This window comes from Paenibacillus sp. W2I17, from assembly GCF_030815985.1.
Classification (GTDB): Bacteria; Bacillota; Bacilli; order Paenibacillales; family Paenibacillaceae; genus Paenibacillus.
The window spans coordinates 487,826-509,185 of sequence record NZ_JAUSXM010000001.1 but is presented as its reverse complement, the minus strand read 5'-3'; the positions used below and the strand labels follow the sequence as shown (position 1 = coordinate 509,185).

Genomic DNA, 21,360 nt, shown 5'->3' with positions numbered 1-21,360 from the left:
CGGAGGTTCAGGCTCCCCTTTCCAGCCTCTTCAGAACTGTGCGCATACCTGCACCGTCCATAATCAGGCGAGCGAGTTCGCTCATGCTTGCTGCAAAGCTCCCTTTACGAATATCCTTATCCTCAGTCAAACTTTCCAACTGCAAGTATCTAGCGACATCTCGTCGATTCATTGCATCCAGGTATCCGGTTGTGTACGGTATCGCAGATATCGTGCCTTTGTATCTGAACTGACGCCGAATATTGGAAAGCGTTGCACGGGCATGCGAATCGTATTTGTTAATTACAACATGTATATTCATATTGTTCATTCGTTCTGGCAGGATCTCTTCAAAGAACAACTCCAGATTTCGCATATTTTGATCGAGATTAATTACAACATAGTCCGCCTGTTGCAGCTTGAGCTGTGAATCAACACCAGCATGATCCGCATCCAGAAGAACCAGATCATAATACTCGTTAGCTACATTTAGCAGCTTTTTCACAGTCTCACCATGTTCCTGTGGGGAACGTTCCATCTCATCAGTTCTTCCGGTTAGGAAATCAAGTCTTTCCTTCAGAAGTGGCTTGGTATAATCCCTGAGATTGTGCTTATTCAGACTTCCGCTCGAATGCAGCCGTTCAATCGCATCCCAGCCACCCTCTTCGAAGGAGAGCATAAAATCCGCTGAATCCGTATCTTTGGACGGTAGAGCAGCTTCTGTTCCAGTTCCGGCAAGGCCTGCATTAACAAGTAACACTCTTGTCCTGTAGTGAAGCGCCATCGCATAAGCACTAATTAATGTGCTTGAAGTGCAACCTGTTCCTGCAAAAGGGCTCCAAAAGGTAATGGTGCTCATGCTCTCATCCTCTCTGCTTCTTTCATCGCACGGCGACTACGAACACTTTCCCAACCTGTTAACTGCTCGACCACGCGACACAACGATTTTTTGTAATTTCGTGACAAAGGTCCAAGATGAACTCGGCGATGATGCTCATTCTCAAGTTTAACTGCAGCTGTTAATTCATCCCACGGAAGCACTAAGGATTCTCCTGTCCACACAAACGGACTGCCCTCCAGATACGCCCACAGATAACGAGCTTCAAGCTTGCAGTCAACCCCGTTAATTAAGAGCCGCTGAAATGACAGCTCACCAGGTAATGACTGTTCTTCAAGCAACCGCTTCAACCATCCTTTGCCACGTTCCAGATTGTAACGCTCATAATCACTCACCCAGACTCTTACATCAGCGGTTAGCCAGAGATTACGTGATGCAAAATGCGAGGTCTCCATGTCATATAACACATAGTCATAACTGTCCAATCGCTCTCCATTTACTTCAAGATGATTCTCTACAGCTGCTGAAGTGACAAAATGACAAGCGATATCAAATCCTTCAAATTCCGTAATTCGCAAAGACTGCTGACTATCACCTACGCCGTACCCATACTTCTGTTGTAAGGTTCCATCTACGAGCAAGACCTTGTTGCCTGTCGAAGCCAATATCTTGCAAAGATATAACATCAGATCATTCTTCTCACATAAACCCGCAAAGATCCATGTATGCATAGATATTACAACTCCTTTCTTTTTTCATAAACTCCCTGTTATCTGAATTATTCTAAAGTAAACCTCGGATTTTGCTCTATTCTCCATCCGTTAGCAAGCTCTGCTGTTCTGTTTGTAAAGCTTCAGCAGGATCATTTACGTTTCCAGAATTAGCTCCTGCTCCGTTTCCTGAACCATCATTCCACATCACTCCATCCGACGTTGCCGGATTATTGGCTGATGGACGATTGTTATATGTAACTGAGGATTGTGCCACATCCTGTTCAACCCCTTTTGACGGTGCTGTCATGGAAGCGGCCAGTGAACTTTCAAGCGAACTTCGCACCTGTCTGGATAATTCCTGTTCGGCTCGTCGAACAATATTCGGATCACTCTCCAGCAGTTTTAACACTTCTGAATTGGCAGGATACGTCGCGATTGCAGGTGTCTGAAACTGTGGTTCTACATAGGTTAAGGCATAGATTGAAGCTTTATGTAAATAGGCATCTACAATTGCACTTGAGAGTGACAGAATCTCTTCCTCCGTCATCGTAATCCATAAGGTAGCTGCATTGAGTCGTTCCACTTTTTTCTTCGATAAGAGAACATAGTCTTGTCCGGTAGGGAATTGGATACGAACATCAATAATATCTCCCTTAACAAGTGAGGACGGCAGTAATACAACTTGCAGCTCTCGATTTCTTAAATCGGGCGGTGCCGGTACATCCTCATACACCATCTCAGTGGTAATGGCTGTTCCTTTTTTTAACTCTATTTTGGCCACTTGGCCTTCCATCTGCTTGGTACTGGACCAGAGATTTCGCGGTGCTTGTGCATCCGGAACAGCAATGAGCTTCAGATCCTCCGGTAATATCGGTTCACCTGCTTCAATATCCCGAATCGTAACCCATCCTTGTGCTCCCGAATCCCATTGTTGCTTTAATTCAGCTTCCTTTTCCTCATATGCCGATAAATAACGGGCTTCTACAGCTGACCTGACATCCCCCATCGTTTTGACATTGTAAATAACATATCCTCCGAATACCAACCCTACAGCTCCTGCTCCGATAAGTCCGGCATAGATCAGTTGACGGCTTTGTTTTCTTAATTTAGACAAAAGAGGCTCTCCTTTCGTAATCTCTTCTAATCATGTACTTTCCTTCGTGAAAAGAACGAACGTTTCTTGGGTTGTCGTGCCATCATATGCATTAAAATATGTGAAAACACTTTATCCATCTGTGCGTCCTTGTCAAAAGGGTCAATATGTAATGGTAGCCCATACACACTCGATGTATCCAGAGCTTTACGAATGCGCTGAACTGCTTCACTTGCTGCCAGGGGCAGACAATATATCCATTTCTCTCGTGGATACCGATGATGTGATCGAACAAAAGCACCAATCTCCGCCTGTCTCCATTCGGCACCTGAGCCTATAACAATAGGTAGATCTGCACGCAGGAATTCTTCCAGCCGGTTCTGGTCCTGACCACTACCGAGATCCATCACGATGAACTGATAACTCCCCCCAAGCAAAGACAAAATATCCGCTCGCCCGGATTGTTTCCAATAATGCACACCATCCACTGCAAACTGTCTGCCTGCTGGCACCGGTTTACCCGCTTGAGCGATTTGTTGAATTCTTGCAAAGGATTGAGAGCGAGGTGACATTTCAATCACAGCCACTTTGAAGTTTTGCCTTTCGAGATAATGACTGATAGCTATAGCCGTGTGGGTAACCCCTACACCAGATGAAGCACCAGTCAAAGCAATAACTCTTGTTCCGCCATTCAAGGTCATGGTTGCATCTCCACCAGGCGTTATTCCACCGGGTATTCGGAGCAGTTCCTTCCGCACCTCATCGGCAGATTGGAATCGCTCTTCGGCATTATACCTTAACAGTCTTCTCGCCACAGGGATGTATGTCCGCGGAACATCACTCCGGATAGAGCTTTCCACACCCTGAATCCATTCCGTATACGCACCACTTGTCATAAGATACAGGAGCAATGCTCCGAGTCCATATAGATCTGAACGCGCATCGGTCTGACCCGCACCATACTGTTCTGGAGCGGCAAAACCAGCGGTTCCCAACTTAACGGTATCTTCAGCACTTTGCGGTTTGTAACTTCTGGCGATGCCAAAATCAATTAATCTTACTTCATGTTCCGGCGTGATCATGATGTTTGATGGTTTCAGATCTCTATAGATCACAGGTGGATTCAGATTATGCAAATAACTCAACACATCCAGCAATTGAAGTACAAGCTCCGTCAACTGCTCCATCGGGATCTTCCCACGACACTGCTTGAAATACTCACTGAGCGTTAACCCATCGATGTATTCCATCACCAAGTACGTGTACCCATCTTCATCCGGGACAAAAAAATCAACAATTTGCGGCAATCTTGGATGGCGAAGTGATATCAGAAGGGCGGCTTCCGTCTCCATACTGCCTTCATATGGCATAATCGTTACGCTTTCTTTAATTGCCCATATCTTTCCCGGCAACTTCAGATCCTCCGCCTCGTATACATGGCTCATTCCGCCTGTTCCCAGAATGGATACGATACGATATCTACCTCCCAGCAGGCTTCCGCGTTCCAGCCTGGCCGGATGTCTCATACCAATTCCTCCTTCAATACACAACAAAAAAGGGAAAGCTTCACCGAAGAAGAACAGACCGGATATCCGGTTTCGTTCACTTCGGGATGCTTTCCCTCAGATTTGTTATGGTTAATATTGGTATCATTATAGTACAGGCAGGAATAGATTGTAAAGCACAAAATAAAATGAGCTTAATCGAATCAATTTCATAATGCCTTTAGCTACTTTAATCAAAGCTAGATCTCTTAATATTTGACCATATAGAGTGTAATCTCTTCCCGGTTATGGAACAACTGCTTGGAACGTTGAATCTGCATCCGCGAACGCCCAAACGTATCAATCACATCTTTAATGAGCGCTAGCGGTTTTTTATGCAATAACTTCACGGTAACAATCGCTGTTCCTCCGGGTTGCAGGCTATATAGAAGATCCGATACAAGTCGGCTCATCAGCTTCGGACTCCAACTCATATCACATACGAGCAGGTCGAATTCTCCTTCGCGGAAGCGCACATCCCCTGCATTCTTTTTCAAGAAAGTCAGTTTGGGTGATGCCAGCAGCGTTGCATCCATCTTCGCCGGATCTACCGCCGTTACTTCAAGCCCGCGTTCAAGCAGGAACGAGGTCCATCCACCTGGTGCAGCCCCGATATCAAGTGCTTTATGAAATGAAGTAAAGTCAATGCCAAACGTTAGCTCGGCTTCAAGCAATTTGAATTTGGCCCGCGAGATCTGCCCATCTTCTTTTTGAAAACGTACGGCTCCCCCGCTCCAGTCTGACAGGTTCTGTTCAGGTCTGGATATGCCAGCATACAACATATCATTCGCAGCAAATACAGAAATGACATATTCAGCATCACGTACAACCCATTCACAGCCTAACTCATCCAGCTTTTCAGTTAGCAGTTGCTTCAATGAGGCTGCATTTTCTTGCCAAAAGGCCCCTTCTGTCTTCCGTACCTGCAGCACGACAGGGGTACCGGTCAGTTCCTTATGATTCAACACAAATGCAATCAATTTCTCAATAGACTGCTCCGAATCTTCAGTATTCTCCTGAAACTGAACAGGTTGAATATGACGTAAAAACGTTGGATACTCTGCCCACAGCTTATCTGCAACTTCTTCCTCCGCTACAGGCAGACCCGCAAGCAATATTTCTCCTGGTACGAGTACCGTGCTCTTCACCGCACCAAACGTACGGCGCAACTCTTCCTGAGCATAAGGGGCAAAGCCATGATTGGCCGTGCAGATAAAACGGGAGAAGTTGCCTTCTTCCCAAGACGATTGTGTACTCAAATTGTGTTACCCTCCAGAACGTACGCGTATCCACGGACGACCATTATCCCACTGGATATCGACCGGAACATCGTACGTATGCTTAATTGTATCTTGTGTCAAAACTTCATGTTTGGGGCCGGCTGCCGCAATACGTCCATCGCGGATCAAGGCCACATGTGTAAATAAAGGTACGATCTCTTCAACATGATGTGTTACATACACAACTGTAATGTTACGCTGGCGCAGACGATCAATCTCAGCCAGCATTTTCTCACGTTCATATAAGTCTAGCCCGGCACAAGGCTCGTCCATAATCAGCAATTTTGGCTCAGCCATTAATGAACGAGCGAGCATGACTTTTTTGCGCTCCCCTTGGGATAACGTTCCAAGCGGGTTGTTGGCCAAGTTGGCAAAACCCATGTCATCCAGCAAACTCATTGCCTTTGCTTTTACTTCATCCGGAATTGTCTGATAAAAACGCAAAAAAGCATAAGCTCCTGTAGCGACGACCTCCCATACCGGATCTCTGGGTGTGAGTTTCTCGATTAACGTTTGGCTGATATAACCGATTTCCTTACGAACTTCCCTGACGTCACATTGTCCATACAGATTACCGAGTACTTCAATGCGCCCCTGGCTTGGAAACATATATCCATTCATCATTTCCAACAACGTTGTTTTGCCAGAACCATTCCGGCCCAGAATAACCCAATGTTCGCCTTGTTCGATGCGCAAATGTACGTCATCCAAAATCTGATTCTCTTCTCGTCTAAGTGAGACATGTTCCATCGAGATTATACTCATTTCAGCACCACCTTCCGGATCTCCGAGAGCAAATGCTCCACAGAGCTCATCCGATAAACCATTTTTGGAACATCTAACTGGCCATCAAACAGCATCACTGCTGGAACGCTTGAAATTTTAAATTGTTGTACAAGTTCAGGAATGTCATGAATGTTCATTTCGAATAAAATACCTTCTGGCAGCATGTGCTCAACGACCTCTAACATACGCCGTGCTGCCGCACATGTCCCACATAAAGGGGTATATATAAATACAGCCTGTGGCATGCCTTCCCAAACACTACGCATTAACATTTTTGATGTAATTGGCTTCATTAACTTTCTTCTCCCGCGGCAACACGCAGCATGACCTCACCCGTCATTGGTCCATTATGAATGGTTACCGAATCCGGTTTATTGCTATATAACATCTCGTACATCTGGCGTTTCCCAAACATACTGGACGTATGCAAATAGATCTCGCGCGGAAATAAACCTTCTCGTACAATAGATGCCGCGACCTCACCGCCATTGGGCGAATCTGGACCAAGCTCATAATCCAGAGACAAAATGTCCACGTCACCTTCTCTTAGCAGCATCAGGCACTCTTCTGCATTCGTTGCCAGAACAAATCCTTTCGGACATGCCCGATAGTCATCCAAAAAAACATGCATACAATCGCTCCTCTCCCCATTATAACCAGGAACGCATGAGCGCTATATCATCACGGTGCGTTCCATCTTCGCCCGTTTCTGTCTCGAGCACAACAACCGCATTTTGGAACTCAGGCGCCTTTAACAATGCTTTCATTGATTCATTGCCGATATATCCCTGTCCGATCCTCGCATGTCTATCCTTACACAAACCAGACGCATATTTGGAATCATTAAAATGGACAGCAGCAACATTATCCCAATACCCGAGCATCCTGCCCTTATCGAGCATCGCCGCTTCGTTGCCTGACGACCACAAACCTGAAGCAAAAGCATGGCATGTGTCAAAACAAAAAGCAATATGCTCCGGATAACGGCTTAATTTGCGAATCTGTATCATTTCTTCCATTGTCGTGCCCATCGGGCCATGATCACCTGCCTGATTTTCAATCAGCACCTTTGAGTGTCCATTCCAATTCTCCAAGGCGGTATCCAGACAATGAATGAGGTTCTGATAACCCTCCAGCGGATCGTTTGTTTTGATATGTCCAAAATGGACCACCGTCCCAACAGAACCGCAAGCATTCGAAATTTCAAGATCATTGCGAATAGAAGCTATTGTAGCATGAAAGCCCGCCTCTCCACGGGTCATGCCCAACGCCGGATTCGTGGGATAGGGTGAATGTGCAATCGAAGCAAGTCCCTGCTGTTCACACCAATCCCTGCACTGCTCAGCATCCTTGAGGTCCAGACTTTTCAGGCTGAGACTACGCGGGTTCTTCGGAAAATACTGAAACGCCGTTGCCCCCATCTCATACGCTCTCTTGGCTGCCTGAAGAAATCCGCCTCTGGTGCTGACATGTGCCCCGATACCGGTTTTAGGCCTCATGCTGGCATTTCGGACAGAAGAACGCCTTCTTGCCCGTAATTTCCACTCGTTCAATCGTTCCCCCGCAGCGCGGACAAGTCTCGCCTTCCCGATCGTACACGCGACATTGCTCGTCAAAACTTCCTGTCTTCGTATCCCCTTGCATCAGCGGCATTTCCATATAACCGCCCTCAGAAGCTGCTTCACGCAACACGGACTGCATCGAATGGAACAAACGCTCCGTCAGCTCAGGTGAAGCCGCGATGTTCTGCGTTTTGGAGCTTGGTCTCAGACCGGCAGCAAAAGCAATCTCATCCGAATAACAATTGCCAATCCCCGCAATAATATGTTGGTTTACCAACGTTGTCTTGAGCGTACCCCGGCGACCTTTCAACAGAGAAGCAAAACGTTCCACATTCATCCGTCGATCCAAAGGTTCAGGTCCAAGATCAGACATCGCCTCTTCGGTTTCTTTCGAAGTAAGCAGATGTAAATAACCCAAGCGCAGTCCGATAAAGAATAAAATGTGATCGCCAAACTGAATTTCCACTTGTGTGGAACGATCAGGACGTTCTTCTTCCGTGCCCCAGAAAATCATACCGCCCAACATGAGGTGCAGCACCAGGCGTTTGCCATTAGCCAAGTGGAAAATCAGATGCTTCGCTCGGCGCTCAACAAATATGATGCGATTACCTGTAAGTTCATTGATAAACAGATCAGGCTCCGTATTTATCGTTTTATCGCGGTTAATTACAACACCTGTAATCAGTAGATCAAGTATTTCCTCGGACAGCAAGGTCCGGTAATTTTCCATTTCCGGCAGTTCCGGCATCGTACATTACCCCTTTTTGGAAGCTTGGTCTGCCTCTTGCGACAGCCACTCCATCAATTTATGCAAATCTTCAAACACATGATCAGGTCGAGCCTTCGCTGCTTGAATGTGTCCATCCATATTATCCCGTGTTGTCACACCGGTAAGTACCAACAGCGTCTCACACCCTGCTGCCACTCCAGCTGCAATATCGGTTCGCATATTATCTCCGATCACTGCCACTTCATGAGACGCCAGGTTTAGCCGGCTAATGGCCGACTTCATTATAACACTCGATGGCTTGCCTATGACTGTAGGATGAACTCCGGTTGCTGCTTCAATTGCTGCTCCAATAGTCCCCGCCCCAGGTGTCAGTCCATCATCGGAAGGAAGCTGCAGATCCGGGTTGGTCATGATGAATTTTGATCCCGCATTAATCCACCTTAGCGCCTTGGTCAGTTTATGATAGGAAAATTCACGATCAATCCCCTGTATCACGTAATCTGGTGCATCTTCCGTCAGCTGTAGTCCTGCTTTTTCTATGGCTTCCAGCAGTCCTGCTTCTCCAATACATGCCACTTTTGCACCCGGGGACTCTTCAGCAACATATTCAGCAGCTGCCACAGCAGAAGTACATACTTGAGACGCGTCGGTAGGTATGCCCATCCCGTTCAGATGATCTGCCACACCTTGTGGTGTACGGGAAGAATTATTTGTTACGAATAAATACGGCTTTCCTAGCTCTTGCAGTGTTCGAATAAGCTGATCGGCTCCTTCGATACGATGTCTGCCATGATAGAGCGTACCATCCAAGTCAATCAGATAGGCCTTAATCACACACAGCACTTCCTTTCTTCATTCCATTAACGTTTCATGTCCTTAATCATTTACCTCGAACTTGACCGCGAACCTATGTATTCAGGCAAAAAATAATGGCTTGCTGGCATATGCACGCAACAAGTCGAACCGGATCGAACACCGACGGTTTAACTCGCGCGTCTTCTGTACAAGCTTGTCATTTCCTGCGCTTTCCCGGAAAATAATTTGAATCATTTCCCTCTTCATATTGCCCATCCTACACGCTTTCTGACCAGATTGCAAAAGGGACCGCGGGAGTTCCTCTCCCTCAGTCCCGTGCAATTACCCGGATCTTTATATGACGTGTTTAGCCGTCCACTGGTTCGCAATCAGGGTTAAGATTCTTGCTTGCGATGCACAACAGGAATAAGCTGGTGTTCGTTTGCAAGTCTGGTATTCGGGAATACGGACTGCGCCTCTTCCAAAAGTGGCTGAAGTTGATCCTCATCCTTATAGCGTGAACTGAAGTGAGTCATGATTAGTTGCCCTACATTGGCTTCTCTAGCCGCTTCTGCCGCTTGCTTAGAAGTACTATGATAGTACTCATGCGCTGTATCGGCCAGATCATGCATGAATGTAGCTTCATGCACAAGCACATCTGCATTGATGGAAAGTGGCTGTACGTTGTCACATGGACGTGTATCACCTAATATGGTGATCACCATGCCTCGTTTTGGCGCTCCCAATACATCTTCTGGACGAAGCGAATCACCGTTATCCAGCGTAATGGTTTCTCCACGTTTGAGCCGGCCGAACAATGGGCCTGGTTTCAAACCGTATTCCGCCAGTTTGGCTGGGTCCAGGCTTCCTGGACGATCTTTTTCCGTAATCCGGTATCCATAGCTGTCAATCCGATGCTCAAGCAAAGCCGCTTCCACGATAAAACTGTCATCCTCGAACAGGACGCCGCCCGTATGTTCCACGATATTCAAATCATAGTTAACCCGGGATTGGCTAAGCTCCATTGTTGTACTGATCATTCGTTCCGTACCTGGCGGACCATATACGGTTAATGATGTGGTGCCACCTTGATAGGCTCTACTCGAAAGCAGTCCTGGAAGTCCAAATACATGATCCCCATGCAGGTGAGTAATGAATATTTTCTCCAATTTGCTCAGTTTAAGCGGAGAACTTAAAATCTGGTGCTGCGTTCCTTCCCCGCAGTCAAACAACCACAAAGCTCTGCGCTCATCCAACATGCGTAGCCCAATGGAAGTTACATTCCGTTGAAGCGTAGGTACACCAGCATTAGTTCCCAGGAAATATAGTTCCATTCTGGATCGCACCTCTTTCTGTTGCCAGCAAAAAACCTCCGACAATGCGGAGGGCTTTGCCTGACACTCTACTGAATTTATGCCTTCTCTACATTAAAATACTTAGCTTGCGGATGGCTGAATACCATCGCTGATACGGAAGCTTCAGGTTCCATCATGAAACCTTCCGTCAATTCTACACCGATATCCTCAGGCTGCAGCAACTTGAACAGCGGCCCCTGGTCTTCCAGATCCGGACAAGCCGGATATCCAAAAGATACCCTGATCCCTTGATAACGTGCACCGTGACGTTGCTTCATGGTCATCTGGGCAGAATCCGGGAATCCCCAGATATCTCTCATCATATGATGCACACGTTCAGCTAATCCCTCTGCTACTTCAAGCGCTACGGATTGCAGAGCATGCGAGCGAAGGTAATCCCCTTGATCTTTCCACGCAGTGGATAGTTCACGTACACCGTGTCCGGCCGTAACAACCATGAAACCAACGTAATCCATCTGACCGGATTCAACAGGCTTCAGGAAGTCGGACAGGCACAGGAACGGCTCGACTTTTTGACGTGGGAACGTAAATGTATGCAAAATATTGCTGGTGTCCTTTGGATCATAGATGATGATGCTGTTACCACTGGACTGAGCAGGGAAGAAACGATACATGGCATGTGCCTGAATAATCCCGTCACGAACAGCTTCTTGCATGATATTATCTACAACTGCTTTGAGGTCGGTAGCCTTCTTATCACCTGAAGCAAGCAGTTGTTCTACTGAACCGCGCAACCCCAGATGATGTCCAAGTAACATCTGCATGTTCACGTATGGCAGGATATGTGATAATGGGTAGTTACGCATCGTATGACGCTCCAGATCAGGCGGGACAAGAACCGGGTTATCTACAGCAATATCCGAACGTTCCACACGCGTAAGCTCTGGAAGAGTCTGAACAGCTACAGCACCTGAAGCATCAGCTTCTTTTTCTGCTTCCATCTCCAGTTGCATCACTTCACGTGAAACGGGATTCATCAATTTGTTCGCCAAATCCAGACCGTCCATCGCATCTTTCGCATATACAACCATTCCGTTATATTCAGGACGGATACGATTTTTGGTGAATTTACGTGTTAGCGCCGCTCCGCCAACCATAATAGGCACATCAATACCTGCTGTTCGCAAATCCTGAGCGGTAAGAATCATCTGTTGCGCTGATTTCACCAATAGACCCGAGAGACCGATCGCATCGACTTTTTCTTCTCGGTATGCCTCAATGATACGTTCTGGTGGTACTTTTATACCCAAATTAATGATCTGGTAACCGTTATTGGACAGGATGATCTCAACCAGGTTCTTCCCGATGTCATGCACATCGCCTTTAACAGTGGCCAGAATGATCTTGCCTTTAACCGAAGTCTCGTTCTTCTCCATGAATTGCTCCAGATATGCTACAGAAGCCTTCATAACCTCCGCACTCTGCAACACCTCAGCTACAATCAACTCATTGTTGTTAAAGAGACGACCCACTTCCTCCATCCCCCGCATCAGTGGACCGTTAATCACTTGAAGTGCTGTGTATTTGGCAAGTGCCTGCTCCAGATCCGGCAGCAATCCTTCTTTGCTTCCTTCCACAACATATGAAGCGAGACGCTCTTCTAATGAAAGGTTTGAGATTTTTTCCTTCTTCTCAACCTTCTTGTTACGGAACGCCGCTACGAACGCCGCGAGTGTTTCATCATTTGTGTTGTATAAAAGCTCTTCCGAGAGTCTACGTTCTTCTTCCGGAATGGATGCATAACGCTCCAGTTTCTCAGTGTTCACGATGGCATAATCGAGACCTGCTTTGGTACACTCATACAAAAATACAGAGTTCAGCACTTCACGACCTGCTTCAGGCAGTCCGAATGAAATGTTACTGATCCCGAGTATCGTATGACATTCAGGCATCGCTTCCTTAATAACTCTTATACCTTCAATGGTTTCTTTGGCTGAACCGATGTACTGTTCATCTCCGGTACCAACTGGGAACACCAACGTATCAAAAATCAGGTCTTCTGGTTTGAGTCCATATTTGTTCACCAGCAAATCGTAAGAGCGCTTAGCTACGTCAAGCTTGTCTTCCCGACTAATCGCCTGACCCCGTTCGTCAATCGTTCCGACAACAACCGCACCACCATATTTATGAAGCAACGGCGTAATCAGCTCAAATTTCTCTTCGCCATCCTCAAGGTTAATGGAGTTAATTATCGCTTTACCTTGTGAGTACTGAAGGGCCAGATCAATTACTGAAGCATCTGTCGTATCGATCATCAGAGGAACCTTAACTTTTTTCACAACCAGTTCAAGGAACTTCACCATGTCTTCAGACTCTTCACGGTCCGGATCTTGTACACACACGTCAACAATGTGCGCTCCATTTTTCACTTGAGCACGAGCAATTTCGGAAGCTTCTTCATATTTGCCTTCTACAATGAGGCGTTTGAATTTCCGTGATCCCAGCACATTCGTACGCTCTCCGACCATATATGGGCGATTGTCCTGTTCGATGTAGATCGGTTCAATACCAGACAATGCCGGTGGATGTGTTCCGTTCATTTCTCTTGGGGGATACTGGGCAAGTGTGTCGCGCATCGCCCGAATATGTGCAGGGGTTGTCCCGCAACATCCACCAGCAATATTCAACCAACCCTGTTCGGCAAAAGCACCAATCTTCTGAGCAAGCGAGTCTGGTGACTCATGGTAATTACCATTCTCATCCGGAAGACCCGCGTTCGGGTAACAACTAACGGCAACCGATGCCATTCCAGAAAGCGAGCGAATGTGATCACGCATGAACTCAGGACCTGTAGCACAGTTTAGTCCTACCGAAATTGGGTTAAGGTGTTCTAAGGATATATAAAAGGATTCGATGTTCTGACCCGCAAGGGTCGTTCCCATTGGTTCTATCGTTCCTGATATCATCAGGGGCAGTGTAATACCACTCTGTTCGAAGGCCTGCTGAATTCCAATGCTGCCTGCTTTTACATTGAGGGTATCCTGTGAGGTTTCGAGTAGTAGCGCATCAACGCCTCCCTCTATTAAAGCAAGCGCTTGCTCCAAATAACTGTCGATAAGTTCCTGGAACGTTACTCCCCCAGTTACAGACAGTGTTTTGGTTGTTGGTCCCATCGCTCCTACCACATAACGTGGAGATTCCGGTGTAGAGAAACGATCAACCGCAGCTTTCGCAATTCTGGCTGCTTCCAGGTTGATCTCACGTGCCCGATCCTGAATATCGTACTCAGCAAGCACAACGGATGTAGCACCAAATGTATTGGTTTCAATTAAATCGGCGCCAGCCTCCAGATATTCTTCATGAATGCGCTGGATCAGCTCTGGACGAGTAAGCACTAACATTTCATTACATCCATCCAAATCTTCGCCGCCAAAATCTTCGCCAGTCAGATCAACTTGTTGAATCATGGTCCCCATTGCACCGTCGAGGATTAATATTCGTTGTTTTAATGCATCGTGTAGACTAATCTTATCCAATATCTTCACCCCCGCAAAACGTTAAATCTTAGTTTAACAGAAACTAACTTAATGTGAAAGATCGGGTTTGGTCCCGAAAGATGGCGGGTTTGCACGAATATGAACGGAATTTGAGAATCGACAAAAACAAAGCAATCCGATATAATTCAATTAAACCAAGTGGAAAAGAGGGAAAGAACATGGCTGAAATTGTTATCCGAAATACGAACGAACGCATCACTGGTGACGAAAATGTTCGAAATTTCTTAAACAAATACGAAGTATTATATGAGAAGTGGGACGCATCCAAACTGAACACTGATCTGCAAAATAACTTTGGATTAACTGATGAACAGAAAACTGAGGTTTTGGAAACTTACGATTATGAAATCAGAGATTTGGCTGCACGTCGCGGATACCAGATCTGGGATGTCATCACGCTGTCCGAACAAACACCAGATATCGAAGAAAAGCTGGCCAAGTTCGAAGAGATCCACACCCACGCTGAAGATGAGATTCGTGCAATTGTCGCTGGTAAAGGAATCTTTGTTATCAAAGCTACAGATGATGTAGGCTACTTTAATGTAGAATTGTCTCCTGGAGACGTTATCTCTGTACCTGAGAATACACCGCACTTCTTCACTTTAATGGAGAACAAACAAATTATTGCTGTACGTCTGTTCATCGAAAAAGATGGCTGGATTGCAGATCCATACCCTGATCCTACATTTATCAAACAAGCCTAACACTCTCGTGTTACGACTTACTTAACCAAAACCCCTGTTCAATTGAACAGGGGTTTTCGCATATGCATATGGAGAGTATTATCCAATATCGGTGCATTATATAAAATAATGTGGGTATTTCGCCTTTATCGATTCCTGTTCAATAACAACTAGTCTAAGATGAGCTTCCATCACCTGAACAGCTTGCTCGGTCTTACGCTCTGTGATAAGACGATAAATCTCTTTGTGCTGGGAGATAATGACCTCCAGGTTGGAGTCCTCCGCTAGACGTAATAAACGCAACCGATTAAACGGAATATTCAGCTGTTGCAACATTTTCCATGTTCTCAGCTTACCCGTGCCCTGGAACAAAATCTGATGAAACTCTTCATCCAGTTCAAAAAGTCGATAGAAATTGTTTTTCCCTATACAGACTTCCTGCATTGCAATGTTGGTTTCAAGTCGAAATCTGAACTCTTCAGGAAAAGAAACACAAGCCAAAGTCACGATTTCCTTCTCCATCTTCTCCCGCATAAACCTGCCTTCTTCCACATGCTCCAGATTAATATGAGAGACGATCGTTCCACTCTGGGGAATAATGTCCAGCAGTTCTTCTTCAGCAAGCTTCATGAATGCTTCTCTAACGGGTGTTCTGCTCACCTGTAGTTCATCTGCAATCTCTTTCTCTGAAATCTTGGTACCCGGCTTAAGTTCCAGGTGAAGAATTCGTTCTTTTAACAGGTTATATGAATATGCCCGGGTTGAGCCTCTAATTTTTTGATTAAGTGACATGCCTAGACCTCTTTCTATCAGCCGTATTCATTCATCTTAGCACAAATTACCGTTCCACTTATATATCGGTGTGAAACGGTAATCTGGCCAGCATCAACTATATTATTGCTTGTTTTCTTTGTAGGCTTTGTACGTATCATTTGCCAGCTTCAGATAATTGGATAATCCTTGACTCTCCAGCTCTTTGGCAAATGTATCGAATTCAGACAAGTCCCGCTCACCCAAGATAAATTTAAGTGTATTTTGATCCGAATAGTCTTTCAGTGGTGTACTAAGAAGTGTCACCCGTTCACGATCCTCAGAAGAGTAAGGAATTGGTGGTTCTGCCGGGATAACTTCTTTGGTATCCTTCATGTCTTGCTGGAATTTCAACTCTTCTTCACTAAACATCGATTGCAGCAGATCTGTCGTACCACCGTAGGCAAATACTCCACCAGAGAAACCAAAGTCAATACGCAGATCCTTCGTGCCTTTAGGATTCAAGCCATTGTAGTTCACATCTTCTACCAATTTACGTTTTCCGCCCTCTTTGGTAAATGTTTCGCCTTCAACGCCCCATTTGGCAAACTCTTGACCCTCATCGCTGTAGTATAACCAATCCACAAATTGCATAATGGCTTTGAAGTTTTCGCTTTTTTGAATTTTTCCGGATATCATGACACCGTTTTCAAGTCTGGAGCCGGACATTAATTGCCCTTTTGGTCCACCAGGTACTGTAATCTTTGCAACTGAGTATTTACCTTCTCCCAGCGTTTTGTTCATATCATTTCGGTGCAGCACCACCGTTTGGGAATTACCATTAATCATGAATGATTTGCCGGATACAAATTTCTGTACAGCCTGATCATCATCCTGTGTGAAACTTTCTTTGTCCAGCAATCCTTCGGATACCAACTTGTTAAAGTACGTTAGCATCTCTTTGTATTCTGGTGTTGTAGCCGTGTACACAAATTCATCCTGATCTTCCTTATACGTCAATCCGTTACCAAAACCCCATCCAGCCTTGGTACCAAAACCGGTAGCCGCAATACCTAATGTGCTATTAAATTGGAATCGGTCCGAGAACGGAACGGAATCCGGGTACAGCTCTTTGAGTTTCTTTGCAGCGTCATACAATTCATCCCATGTGGTTGGGATAGCAATGTTATTTTCTTCAAAAACATCTGTTCTTACGATTAATGTATAATCTGGCCATACTTCTTCATGCAGACCCGGGAGTACATAATACTTGCCATCTTCCTGTCGAAGTCCTTCGATTTCTTCTTCCAATCCCCATTTTTCCACTTTATCCTTGAAGTTGGGCATCAAATCAATATAATCACTAACGGGCAGAATCGCACCGGAAGATACAAAAGCAGATTCTTCACCAGGATAGGTCTTTGGAATAACCAGCGGTGCATCACCAGAACTGATTAGAAGAGATCTCTTCTGAGAATAGTCACTCATAGGAACAATCGTTGGCTCAAGTGTAACACCAGTCATTTCAGTCATCTTTTCGAAAAGCAACCAGTCTTTTTTGTACGGATAGGTAGGTTGATCACTATACAGTATCGATAGATTAAACGGCTCAGTCGCCTTGAATGTATCCCCTACATTGTACGTCTCCATCGCTGCCTTGGTTTGAACTTCTGTGACGTCACCTCCAGCTCCGGTACCGCTGCTACATGCTGCCAGAACAACGGTCATCATTGTTGCCAACACCATTTTACCAACAAACTTACGTGGCTTTTGATTCATTTAGGTTATCCCCCTGAATTTAGTTTAGGTTGACCTTGCCTTAAAACTTTTTAATCAATCTCTAAAAGTAATCATGTGAATCACTCTAGCTGCTACGTATTACTGTTTAACAGACCCTAACATGATACCGGTTACAAAGTATCTTTGGACAAATGGATAGATGGTGAGTATCGGCAAGATGGTTAATACCATCGTTACTGACTTAATATTGGCAGCAATCTGTGTCAAGTTATCAGCTGAGGTTGCGCCGGCAGATGCCCCGCTTGTCGCTCCTGCAATCATATTGCGCAAATAAATGGTGACCGGGAACAGTTCTTTTTTGTCCAGATACAGAAAGGCTGGGAACCAGGAATTCCAATGACCTACTGCGTAGAACAGCACCATGGTTGCCATAACTGCTTTACTAAGCGGCAATATAATGCGTAACAAGATCCCATATGTGTTCAAACCGTCAATGGAGGCAGCTTCCTCCAGTTCTTCAGGCATATTTTCAAAAAATGACTTCATGATCAGCATGTTGTATATGCTAATTGCGCCAGGAACAACAAGTGCCCACATGGTGTTGTTGAACCCAAGGGAATTAATCAACACATAGTTTGGAATCAATCCACCACTGAAGAACATCGTGAATACAGCGAACATCGTCAAAAACTTGCGACCCATCAACCTCTTTTTGGACAGGGCATAGGCGAAAATAGTCGTCATAAACATGGAGATTAACGTACCTACCACAGTGTAGATAATCGTATTTTTATAATTGGTCCAGAACATGCTGTCACGCGAGATGGTCTTGTATGTCTCCACATTGAATCCTCTTGGGAACAAACTAACCTTACCGGAATTAATATAGGACTCACTACTGAAGGATTGTGCCACGACATTTAAGAATGGATAGAGTGTTATAAATACCACGAACAGCAGAAAGATGACATTGAATACTTTAAATACCTTGTAAGATCTGGATTCCTGCATGATGCTCCTCCTTTACCATAAGCTTCTTTGTGTCAGTCTGCGTGAGATGGCATTTACGGAGAACACCAGAATCAGACCGATCAGCGATTCGAACAAGCCAATTGCGGTAGCATAACTGAAGTTACTGGATTCCAGTCCAACCCGATACAGGTAAGTGGAGATCACATCAGATGTTTCGTAGATAAGCGGATTGTACAAGAGTAAGATTTTTTCAAATCCAACTGCCAGGAAATTACCCATGTTCAAAATCAATAACGTCACAATCGTTGGCAAGATCCCTGGTAACGTTACATGAATCGTTTGCTTCCACCGATTGGCACCATCGATACGCGCAGCTTCATACAAAGAATCATCAATGGTTGTCAGTGCAGCCAGATACAGAATCGCTCCCCAACCCATACCCTGCCATACCTCAGAAGTGATATAGATTGTTCTGAACCACTCAGCCCGCTGCATAAAAGGAATATTGTCTCCGGTGAAGAAAGCCACCAGTCCATTAATGGAACCATTCACTGCTGTCAGCTGCAGGATCATACCCGCAACGATAACGATGGACAGAAAATGAGGCAGATAAGACGCGGTCTGTACAAACTTTTTGAATCGTTTACTCTTCACTTCGTTAAGCATCAAGGCAAAAATGATTGGAACCGGGAATGTAAAGAGTAACGCAAGTCCGCCCAACATCAGCGTATTACCGAATACTCTCCAGAAGGTGGGGTCCTCAATGAACATTTTGAAGTACCTTAATCCAACCCACGTTTCTCCAAATATACTTCCCCCGGGAACAAAACGTCTGAACGCAATCACATTACCTAATCATCGGCCCATATTTGAAAATAAGGAGATAAATGATGGGAAGGATTAATAGTGAATACAGCTGCCAGTCTTTGCGGAACAAGGTTGCTGCCGTTCGTAATCTGCTCTCTTTACGTAAAGATGTCATGGTTAACGTTGTTTTAGCGGTTTCCGACTCCATGTGTTTTCACTCCGATCCAGGACTTGATAAGTAAGAGTAATTCATGTACATTTCCCATCGTTTCTCCTCTTGTAGAAGACAACAAATCCTTCAACTTCACCCCCACTACGAAATAGATAAATGCTAAATGTAAGCGATATCATTTTGATGTGTTATGTAGAATCACACAATCCAAGGTGCTTCACATCATTAATTAGCACTTACTAAGTGGTGTGATCTCCAAATCGAAAGAAGCTTTTTCAAAATATTAAGCGCTTACAATCAATCGAAAATAATAAGCAATAACTCCCTGCTTCCATTTAATGAAGTAAGTCAAAAAGAAATTGCTTTAGGACAATCTAAATACTAGTCATACTAGTATGTTAGTTATATTCTAATCCAGCTTCCCTCTAATTTCAATAACTTTTAGCAAAAAAAATGGAGATCTCATTTAACAAGGTAATTTAGTCAACAAGCTCAAATAAAAAAACATTGGTAACTTCAAGAACGACATCATCGTTCTTTGAAGCTTCCAATGTTTCAGGGTGCTGAGGAAAGATGTTATAGCTGATCCGCTCAGAAATTAGCAATAAGCTGATCCAGTTCAGATAAATGCGTTATTTCGTGGTCAGGCGCATACGTTTCATTGTTGGTCTTATGCTCACGGTTAATCCATACGGATTGGATGCCAGATGATAAAGCACCACGAATATCAGTCGTTAACTTGTCCCCAACCATCATGCTCTCTTCGGGTTTAACACCCAGTTTACTCAAAGCATGTTCAAATATCGATGGATCTGGTTTTCCTTTTCCGAAGTTACCAGAGATAATAATCTCATCAAAGAAAGGAGTTAATTCAGGTACACCATCCAATTTCTCTTGTTGCAAAGCAGGACAACCGTTCGTTAACAACAACAGTTTGTACTTTCCTTGTAACTGACGCAAGGTATCCATCGTTTCTTCGTATACATGAGGTCTGGATCTCCGTTCTACTCCAAACTGCGTGGCCAGTTGTTCAGCAAGATCTTCCCGATCTATACCCAACTTCAACAAGCCACGACGCCAGGATTCTTTACGGTAAACTGGAGCAAGCTGTTCCAACTGACGGAACTCAGGTTGATCCCCACCAGTAAAGTTAGCCCAAAGGCCTTCAAACGGATTGATTCCAATCATTTTAGTGAAAGGAAAGGTTTCATATGATTCATACAGTCCACGTGCCTCATTACGAACAGCTTCTTCAAGTTCTTCTGGTTTGACCCCAGTCTCTTGCGCTGCGATTAGACAAGTCTCATGAAAAGCTTCTCGAACACTACGCTCATCCCACAATAAAGTATCATCCAGGTCGAACAAAATCGCTTTTTAACGCCATTCCGATCATCTACCCCTTTATGCAATAATTACTTTTCGACGGTTTCCACGGTGATCTGGTGTGCTTTTGCAAACTTCAGCAAACGTTCTGCAATCGCATCAGTATCGTAACGGTTCAATAACTTGGTAAACACCCATCTTTTCCCGCGACTGTTATGTTCGATAACAACTGTACCTGGTTCAATTCTGAATTTGACAATATCATCAACCCCAATTGAACGTTCACGATTACCCTTCGTCGTTATAATCCGATTACTGCTAATTTTGATGTATGGACGACGAAGCATGAAGATGACTGCCAAAAATACGTAAAGCAGCATGGTCACCCAGTCCCAGGTTGTCATCGGAGCTTGCACAAGGAACGTGCTCATAAACAGATACAAAAAGGCGAGACCAATCAAAAATATAGGGAACAAAAGGCTGCGTCCCTTAAAGACTTCTTCACCTGGTGTACCTGTGATTGGTTGACCACTTTTTTTGCGTTGCTGATTTAACTGCTTGGAATTTTTCTTAACCGTTCTCTCGAACGAACGCGACATGAGAATCCCCCTTATGTGTCTTTGTATCGGCTTACATAACTGTAAACCAACATTTCCCCCTATAAATTGCACACTCAAAATAACAGGAAGAAACCTAAATATCATAATGATATCATTAGGT

At 44.9% G+C, this 21,360-nt stretch carries 20 protein-coding genes and 1 pseudogene; 1 reads left to right on the top strand and 20 read right to left on the bottom strand.

Features of this window, described 5'->3' with window-relative positions; genetic code table 11:
- Positions 1 to 7 precede the first annotated feature (7 nt).
- From QF041_RS02345 to metH, 14 genes are all read right to left on the bottom strand, one after another.
- Complete coding sequence (locus QF041_RS02345) at positions 8 to 838, bottom strand: CpaE/TadZ family protein (protein ID WP_307411392.1); 831 nt, start codon at positions 836 to 838, stop codon at positions 8 to 10.
- Positions 835 to 1,548, bottom strand: a complete 714-nt coding sequence (locus QF041_RS02340) for a hypothetical protein (RefSeq protein WP_017688052.1) — start codon at positions 1,546 to 1,548, stop codon at positions 835 to 837. The genes QF041_RS02345 and QF041_RS02340 overlap by 4 nt, the downstream gene beginning before the upstream one ends.
- Before the next feature lie 76 nt (positions 1,549 to 1,624).
- Positions 1,625 to 2,644 carry an SAF domain-containing protein gene (locus tag QF041_RS02335; protein WP_307411389.1) on the bottom strand — a complete coding sequence of 340 codons (1,020 nt, stop codon included), beginning with the start codon at positions 2,642 to 2,644 and terminating at the stop codon, positions 1,625 to 1,627.
- Positions 2,645 to 2,670: 26 nt separating this feature from the next.
- Positions 2,671 to 4,149: a serine/threonine protein kinase gene (locus QF041_RS02330; protein ID WP_307411387.1), complete on the bottom strand. Its 1,479-nt coding sequence runs from the start codon at positions 4,147 to 4,149 to the stop codon at positions 2,671 to 2,673.
- 227 nt (positions 4,150 to 4,376) lie between these two features.
- The gene (locus QF041_RS02325) at positions 4,377 to 5,426 is read right to left on the bottom strand and encodes an SAM-dependent methyltransferase (RefSeq protein WP_307411384.1); all 1,050 of its coding nucleotides are present in this window, start codon (positions 5,424 to 5,426) and stop codon (positions 4,377 to 4,379) included.
- 6 nt (positions 5,427 to 5,432) lie between these two features.
- Positions 5,433 to 6,212 (bottom strand): ABC transporter ATP-binding protein, encoded by a 780-nt coding sequence (locus tag QF041_RS02320; RefSeq protein WP_373461254.1) that lies wholly within the window; start codon positions 6,210 to 6,212, stop codon positions 5,433 to 5,435.
- Positions 6,209 to 6,526: a thioredoxin family protein gene (locus QF041_RS02315; RefSeq protein ID WP_307411382.1), complete on the bottom strand. Its 318-nt coding sequence runs from the start codon at positions 6,524 to 6,526 to the stop codon at positions 6,209 to 6,211. Before QF041_RS02315 ends, QF041_RS02320 begins: the two co-directional genes overlap by 4 nt.
- Positions 6,526 to 6,864 carry a cyclic-phosphate processing receiver domain-containing protein gene (locus QF041_RS02310; RefSeq protein WP_017688046.1) on the bottom strand — a complete coding sequence of 113 codons (339 nt, stop codon included), beginning with the start codon at positions 6,862 to 6,864 and terminating at the stop codon, positions 6,526 to 6,528. The genes QF041_RS02315 and QF041_RS02310 overlap by 1 nt, the downstream gene beginning before the upstream one ends.
- Positions 6,865 to 6,883: 19 nt before the next feature.
- Positions 6,884 to 7,732, bottom strand: a complete 849-nt coding sequence (locus tag QF041_RS02305; protein WP_036613608.1) for a deoxyribonuclease IV — start codon at positions 7,730 to 7,732, stop codon at positions 6,884 to 6,886.
- Positions 7,722 to 8,543 carry an Fpg/Nei family DNA glycosylase gene (locus QF041_RS02300; protein ID WP_036613605.1) on the bottom strand — a complete coding sequence of 274 codons (822 nt, stop codon included), beginning with the start codon at positions 8,541 to 8,543 and terminating at the stop codon, positions 7,722 to 7,724. The genes QF041_RS02305 and QF041_RS02300 overlap by 11 nt, the downstream gene beginning before the upstream one ends.
- 6 nt (positions 8,544 to 8,549) lie before the next feature.
- On the bottom strand, positions 8,550 to 9,359 hold the full coding sequence (locus QF041_RS02295; protein ID WP_307411379.1) for a TIGR01457 family HAD-type hydrolase: 810 nt from the start codon (positions 9,357 to 9,359) through the stop codon (positions 8,550 to 8,552).
- 81 nt (positions 9,360 to 9,440) lie between these two features.
- The gene (locus QF041_RS02290) at positions 9,441 to 9,587 is read right to left on the bottom strand and encodes a hypothetical protein (protein WP_157116158.1); all 147 of its coding nucleotides are present in this window, start codon (positions 9,585 to 9,587) and stop codon (positions 9,441 to 9,443) included.
- A 128-nt stretch (positions 9,588 to 9,715) separates the two neighbouring features.
- Positions 9,716 to 10,654, bottom strand: coding sequence for a ribonuclease Z (rnz, locus tag QF041_RS02285; RefSeq protein WP_307411376.1), 939 nt, complete (start codon positions 10,652 to 10,654; stop codon positions 9,716 to 9,718).
- Positions 10,655 to 10,731: 77 nt separating this feature from the next.
- Positions 10,732 to 14,172: a methionine synthase gene (gene metH / locus QF041_RS02280; protein WP_307411373.1), complete on the bottom strand. Its 3,441-nt coding sequence runs from the start codon at positions 14,170 to 14,172 to the stop codon at positions 10,732 to 10,734.
- A 179-nt stretch (positions 14,173 to 14,351) separates the two neighbouring features.
- Between metH and QF041_RS02275 the strand changes: the two genes are divergently transcribed.
- Positions 14,352 to 14,897, top strand: a complete 546-nt coding sequence (locus tag QF041_RS02275) for a cupin domain-containing protein (RefSeq protein ID WP_047843398.1) — start codon at positions 14,352 to 14,354, stop codon at positions 14,895 to 14,897.
- 96 nt (positions 14,898 to 14,993) lie between these two features.
- Here QF041_RS02275 and QF041_RS02270 read toward each other — a convergent pair whose 3' ends face one another.
- From QF041_RS02270 to QF041_RS02245, 6 genes and pseudogenes are all read right to left on the bottom strand, one after another.
- On the bottom strand, positions 14,994 to 15,668 hold the full coding sequence (locus QF041_RS02270; protein WP_145322120.1) for a GntR family transcriptional regulator: 675 nt from the start codon (positions 15,666 to 15,668) through the stop codon (positions 14,994 to 14,996).
- Between the two features lie 102 nt (positions 15,669 to 15,770).
- Positions 15,771 to 17,405, bottom strand: coding sequence for an ABC transporter substrate-binding protein (locus tag QF041_RS02265; RefSeq protein ID WP_307411369.1), 1,635 nt, complete (start codon positions 17,403 to 17,405; stop codon positions 15,771 to 15,773).
- A gap of 99 nt (positions 17,406 to 17,504) precedes the next feature.
- Positions 17,505 to 18,377 carry a carbohydrate ABC transporter permease gene (locus QF041_RS02260; protein ID WP_036613592.1) on the bottom strand — a complete coding sequence of 291 codons (873 nt, stop codon included), beginning with the start codon at positions 18,375 to 18,377 and terminating at the stop codon, positions 17,505 to 17,507.
- A gap of 12 nt (positions 18,378 to 18,389) precedes the next feature.
- A pseudogene (locus tag QF041_RS02255) lies at positions 18,390 to 19,320 on the bottom strand (ABC transporter permease).
- A gap of 588 nt (positions 19,321 to 19,908) precedes the next feature.
- Entirely contained in the window at positions 19,909 to 20,685 is a 777-nt protein-coding gene (locus tag QF041_RS02250) for an HAD family hydrolase (protein ID WP_307416873.1), read from the bottom strand.
- 44 nt (positions 20,686 to 20,729) lie between these two features.
- Complete coding sequence (locus QF041_RS02245; protein WP_017688037.1) at positions 20,730 to 21,239, bottom strand: hypothetical protein; 510 nt, start codon at positions 21,237 to 21,239, stop codon at positions 20,730 to 20,732.
- Between the last annotated feature and the right edge of the window lie 121 nt (positions 21,240 to 21,360).

Excerpts from the sequence above, each read along its gene's own strand:
- QF041_RS02345 (WP_307411392.1), bottom strand. The coding sequence starts at position 838 with ATGAGCACCATTACCTTTTGGAGCCCTTTTGCAGGAACAGGTTGCACT.
- QF041_RS02340 (WP_017688052.1), bottom strand. The coding sequence starts at position 1,548 with ATGCATACATGGATCTTTGCGGGTTTATGTGAGAAGAATGATCTGATG.
- QF041_RS02330 (WP_307411387.1), bottom strand. The coding sequence starts at position 4,149 with ATGAGACATCCGGCCAGGCTGGAACGCGGAAGCCTGCTGGGAGGTAGA.
- QF041_RS02320 (WP_373461254.1), bottom strand. The coding sequence starts at position 6,212 with ATGAGTATAATCTCGATGGAACATGTCTCACTTAGACGAGAAGAGAAT.
- QF041_RS02315 (WP_307411382.1), bottom strand. The coding sequence starts at position 6,526 with ATGAAGCCAATTACATCAAAAATGTTAATGCGTAGTGTTTGGGAAGGC.
- QF041_RS02310 (WP_017688046.1), bottom strand. The coding sequence starts at position 6,864 with ATGCATGTTTTTTTGGATGACTATCGGGCATGTCCGAAAGGATTTGTT.
- QF041_RS02305 (WP_036613608.1), bottom strand. The coding sequence starts at position 7,732 with ATGAGGCCTAAAACCGGTATCGGGGCACATGTCAGCACCAGAGGCGGA.
- QF041_RS02300 (WP_036613605.1), bottom strand. The coding sequence starts at position 8,543 with ATGCCGGAACTGCCGGAAATGGAAAATTACCGGACCTTGCTGTCCGAG.
- QF041_RS02290 (WP_157116158.1), bottom strand. The coding sequence starts at position 9,587 with ATGAAGAGGGAAATGATTCAAATTATTTTCCGGGAAAGCGCAGGAAAT.
- rnz (WP_307411376.1), bottom strand. The coding sequence starts at position 10,654 with ATGGAACTATATTTCCTGGGAACTAATGCTGGTGTACCTACGCTTCAA.
- QF041_RS02275 (WP_047843398.1), top strand. The coding sequence starts at position 14,352 with ATGGCTGAAATTGTTATCCGAAATACGAACGAACGCATCACTGGTGAC.
- QF041_RS02270 (WP_145322120.1), bottom strand. The coding sequence starts at position 15,668 with ATGTCACTTAATCAAAAAATTAGAGGCTCAACCCGGGCATATTCATAT.
- QF041_RS02265 (WP_307411369.1), bottom strand. The coding sequence starts at position 17,405 with ATGAATCAAAAGCCACGTAAGTTTGTTGGTAAAATGGTGTTGGCAACA.
- QF041_RS02260 (WP_036613592.1), bottom strand. The coding sequence starts at position 18,377 with ATGCAGGAATCCAGATCTTACAAGGTATTTAAAGTATTCAATGTCATC.
- QF041_RS02245 (WP_017688037.1), bottom strand. The coding sequence starts at position 21,239 with ATGTCGCGTTCGTTCGAGAGAACGGTTAAGAAAAATTCCAAGCAGTTA.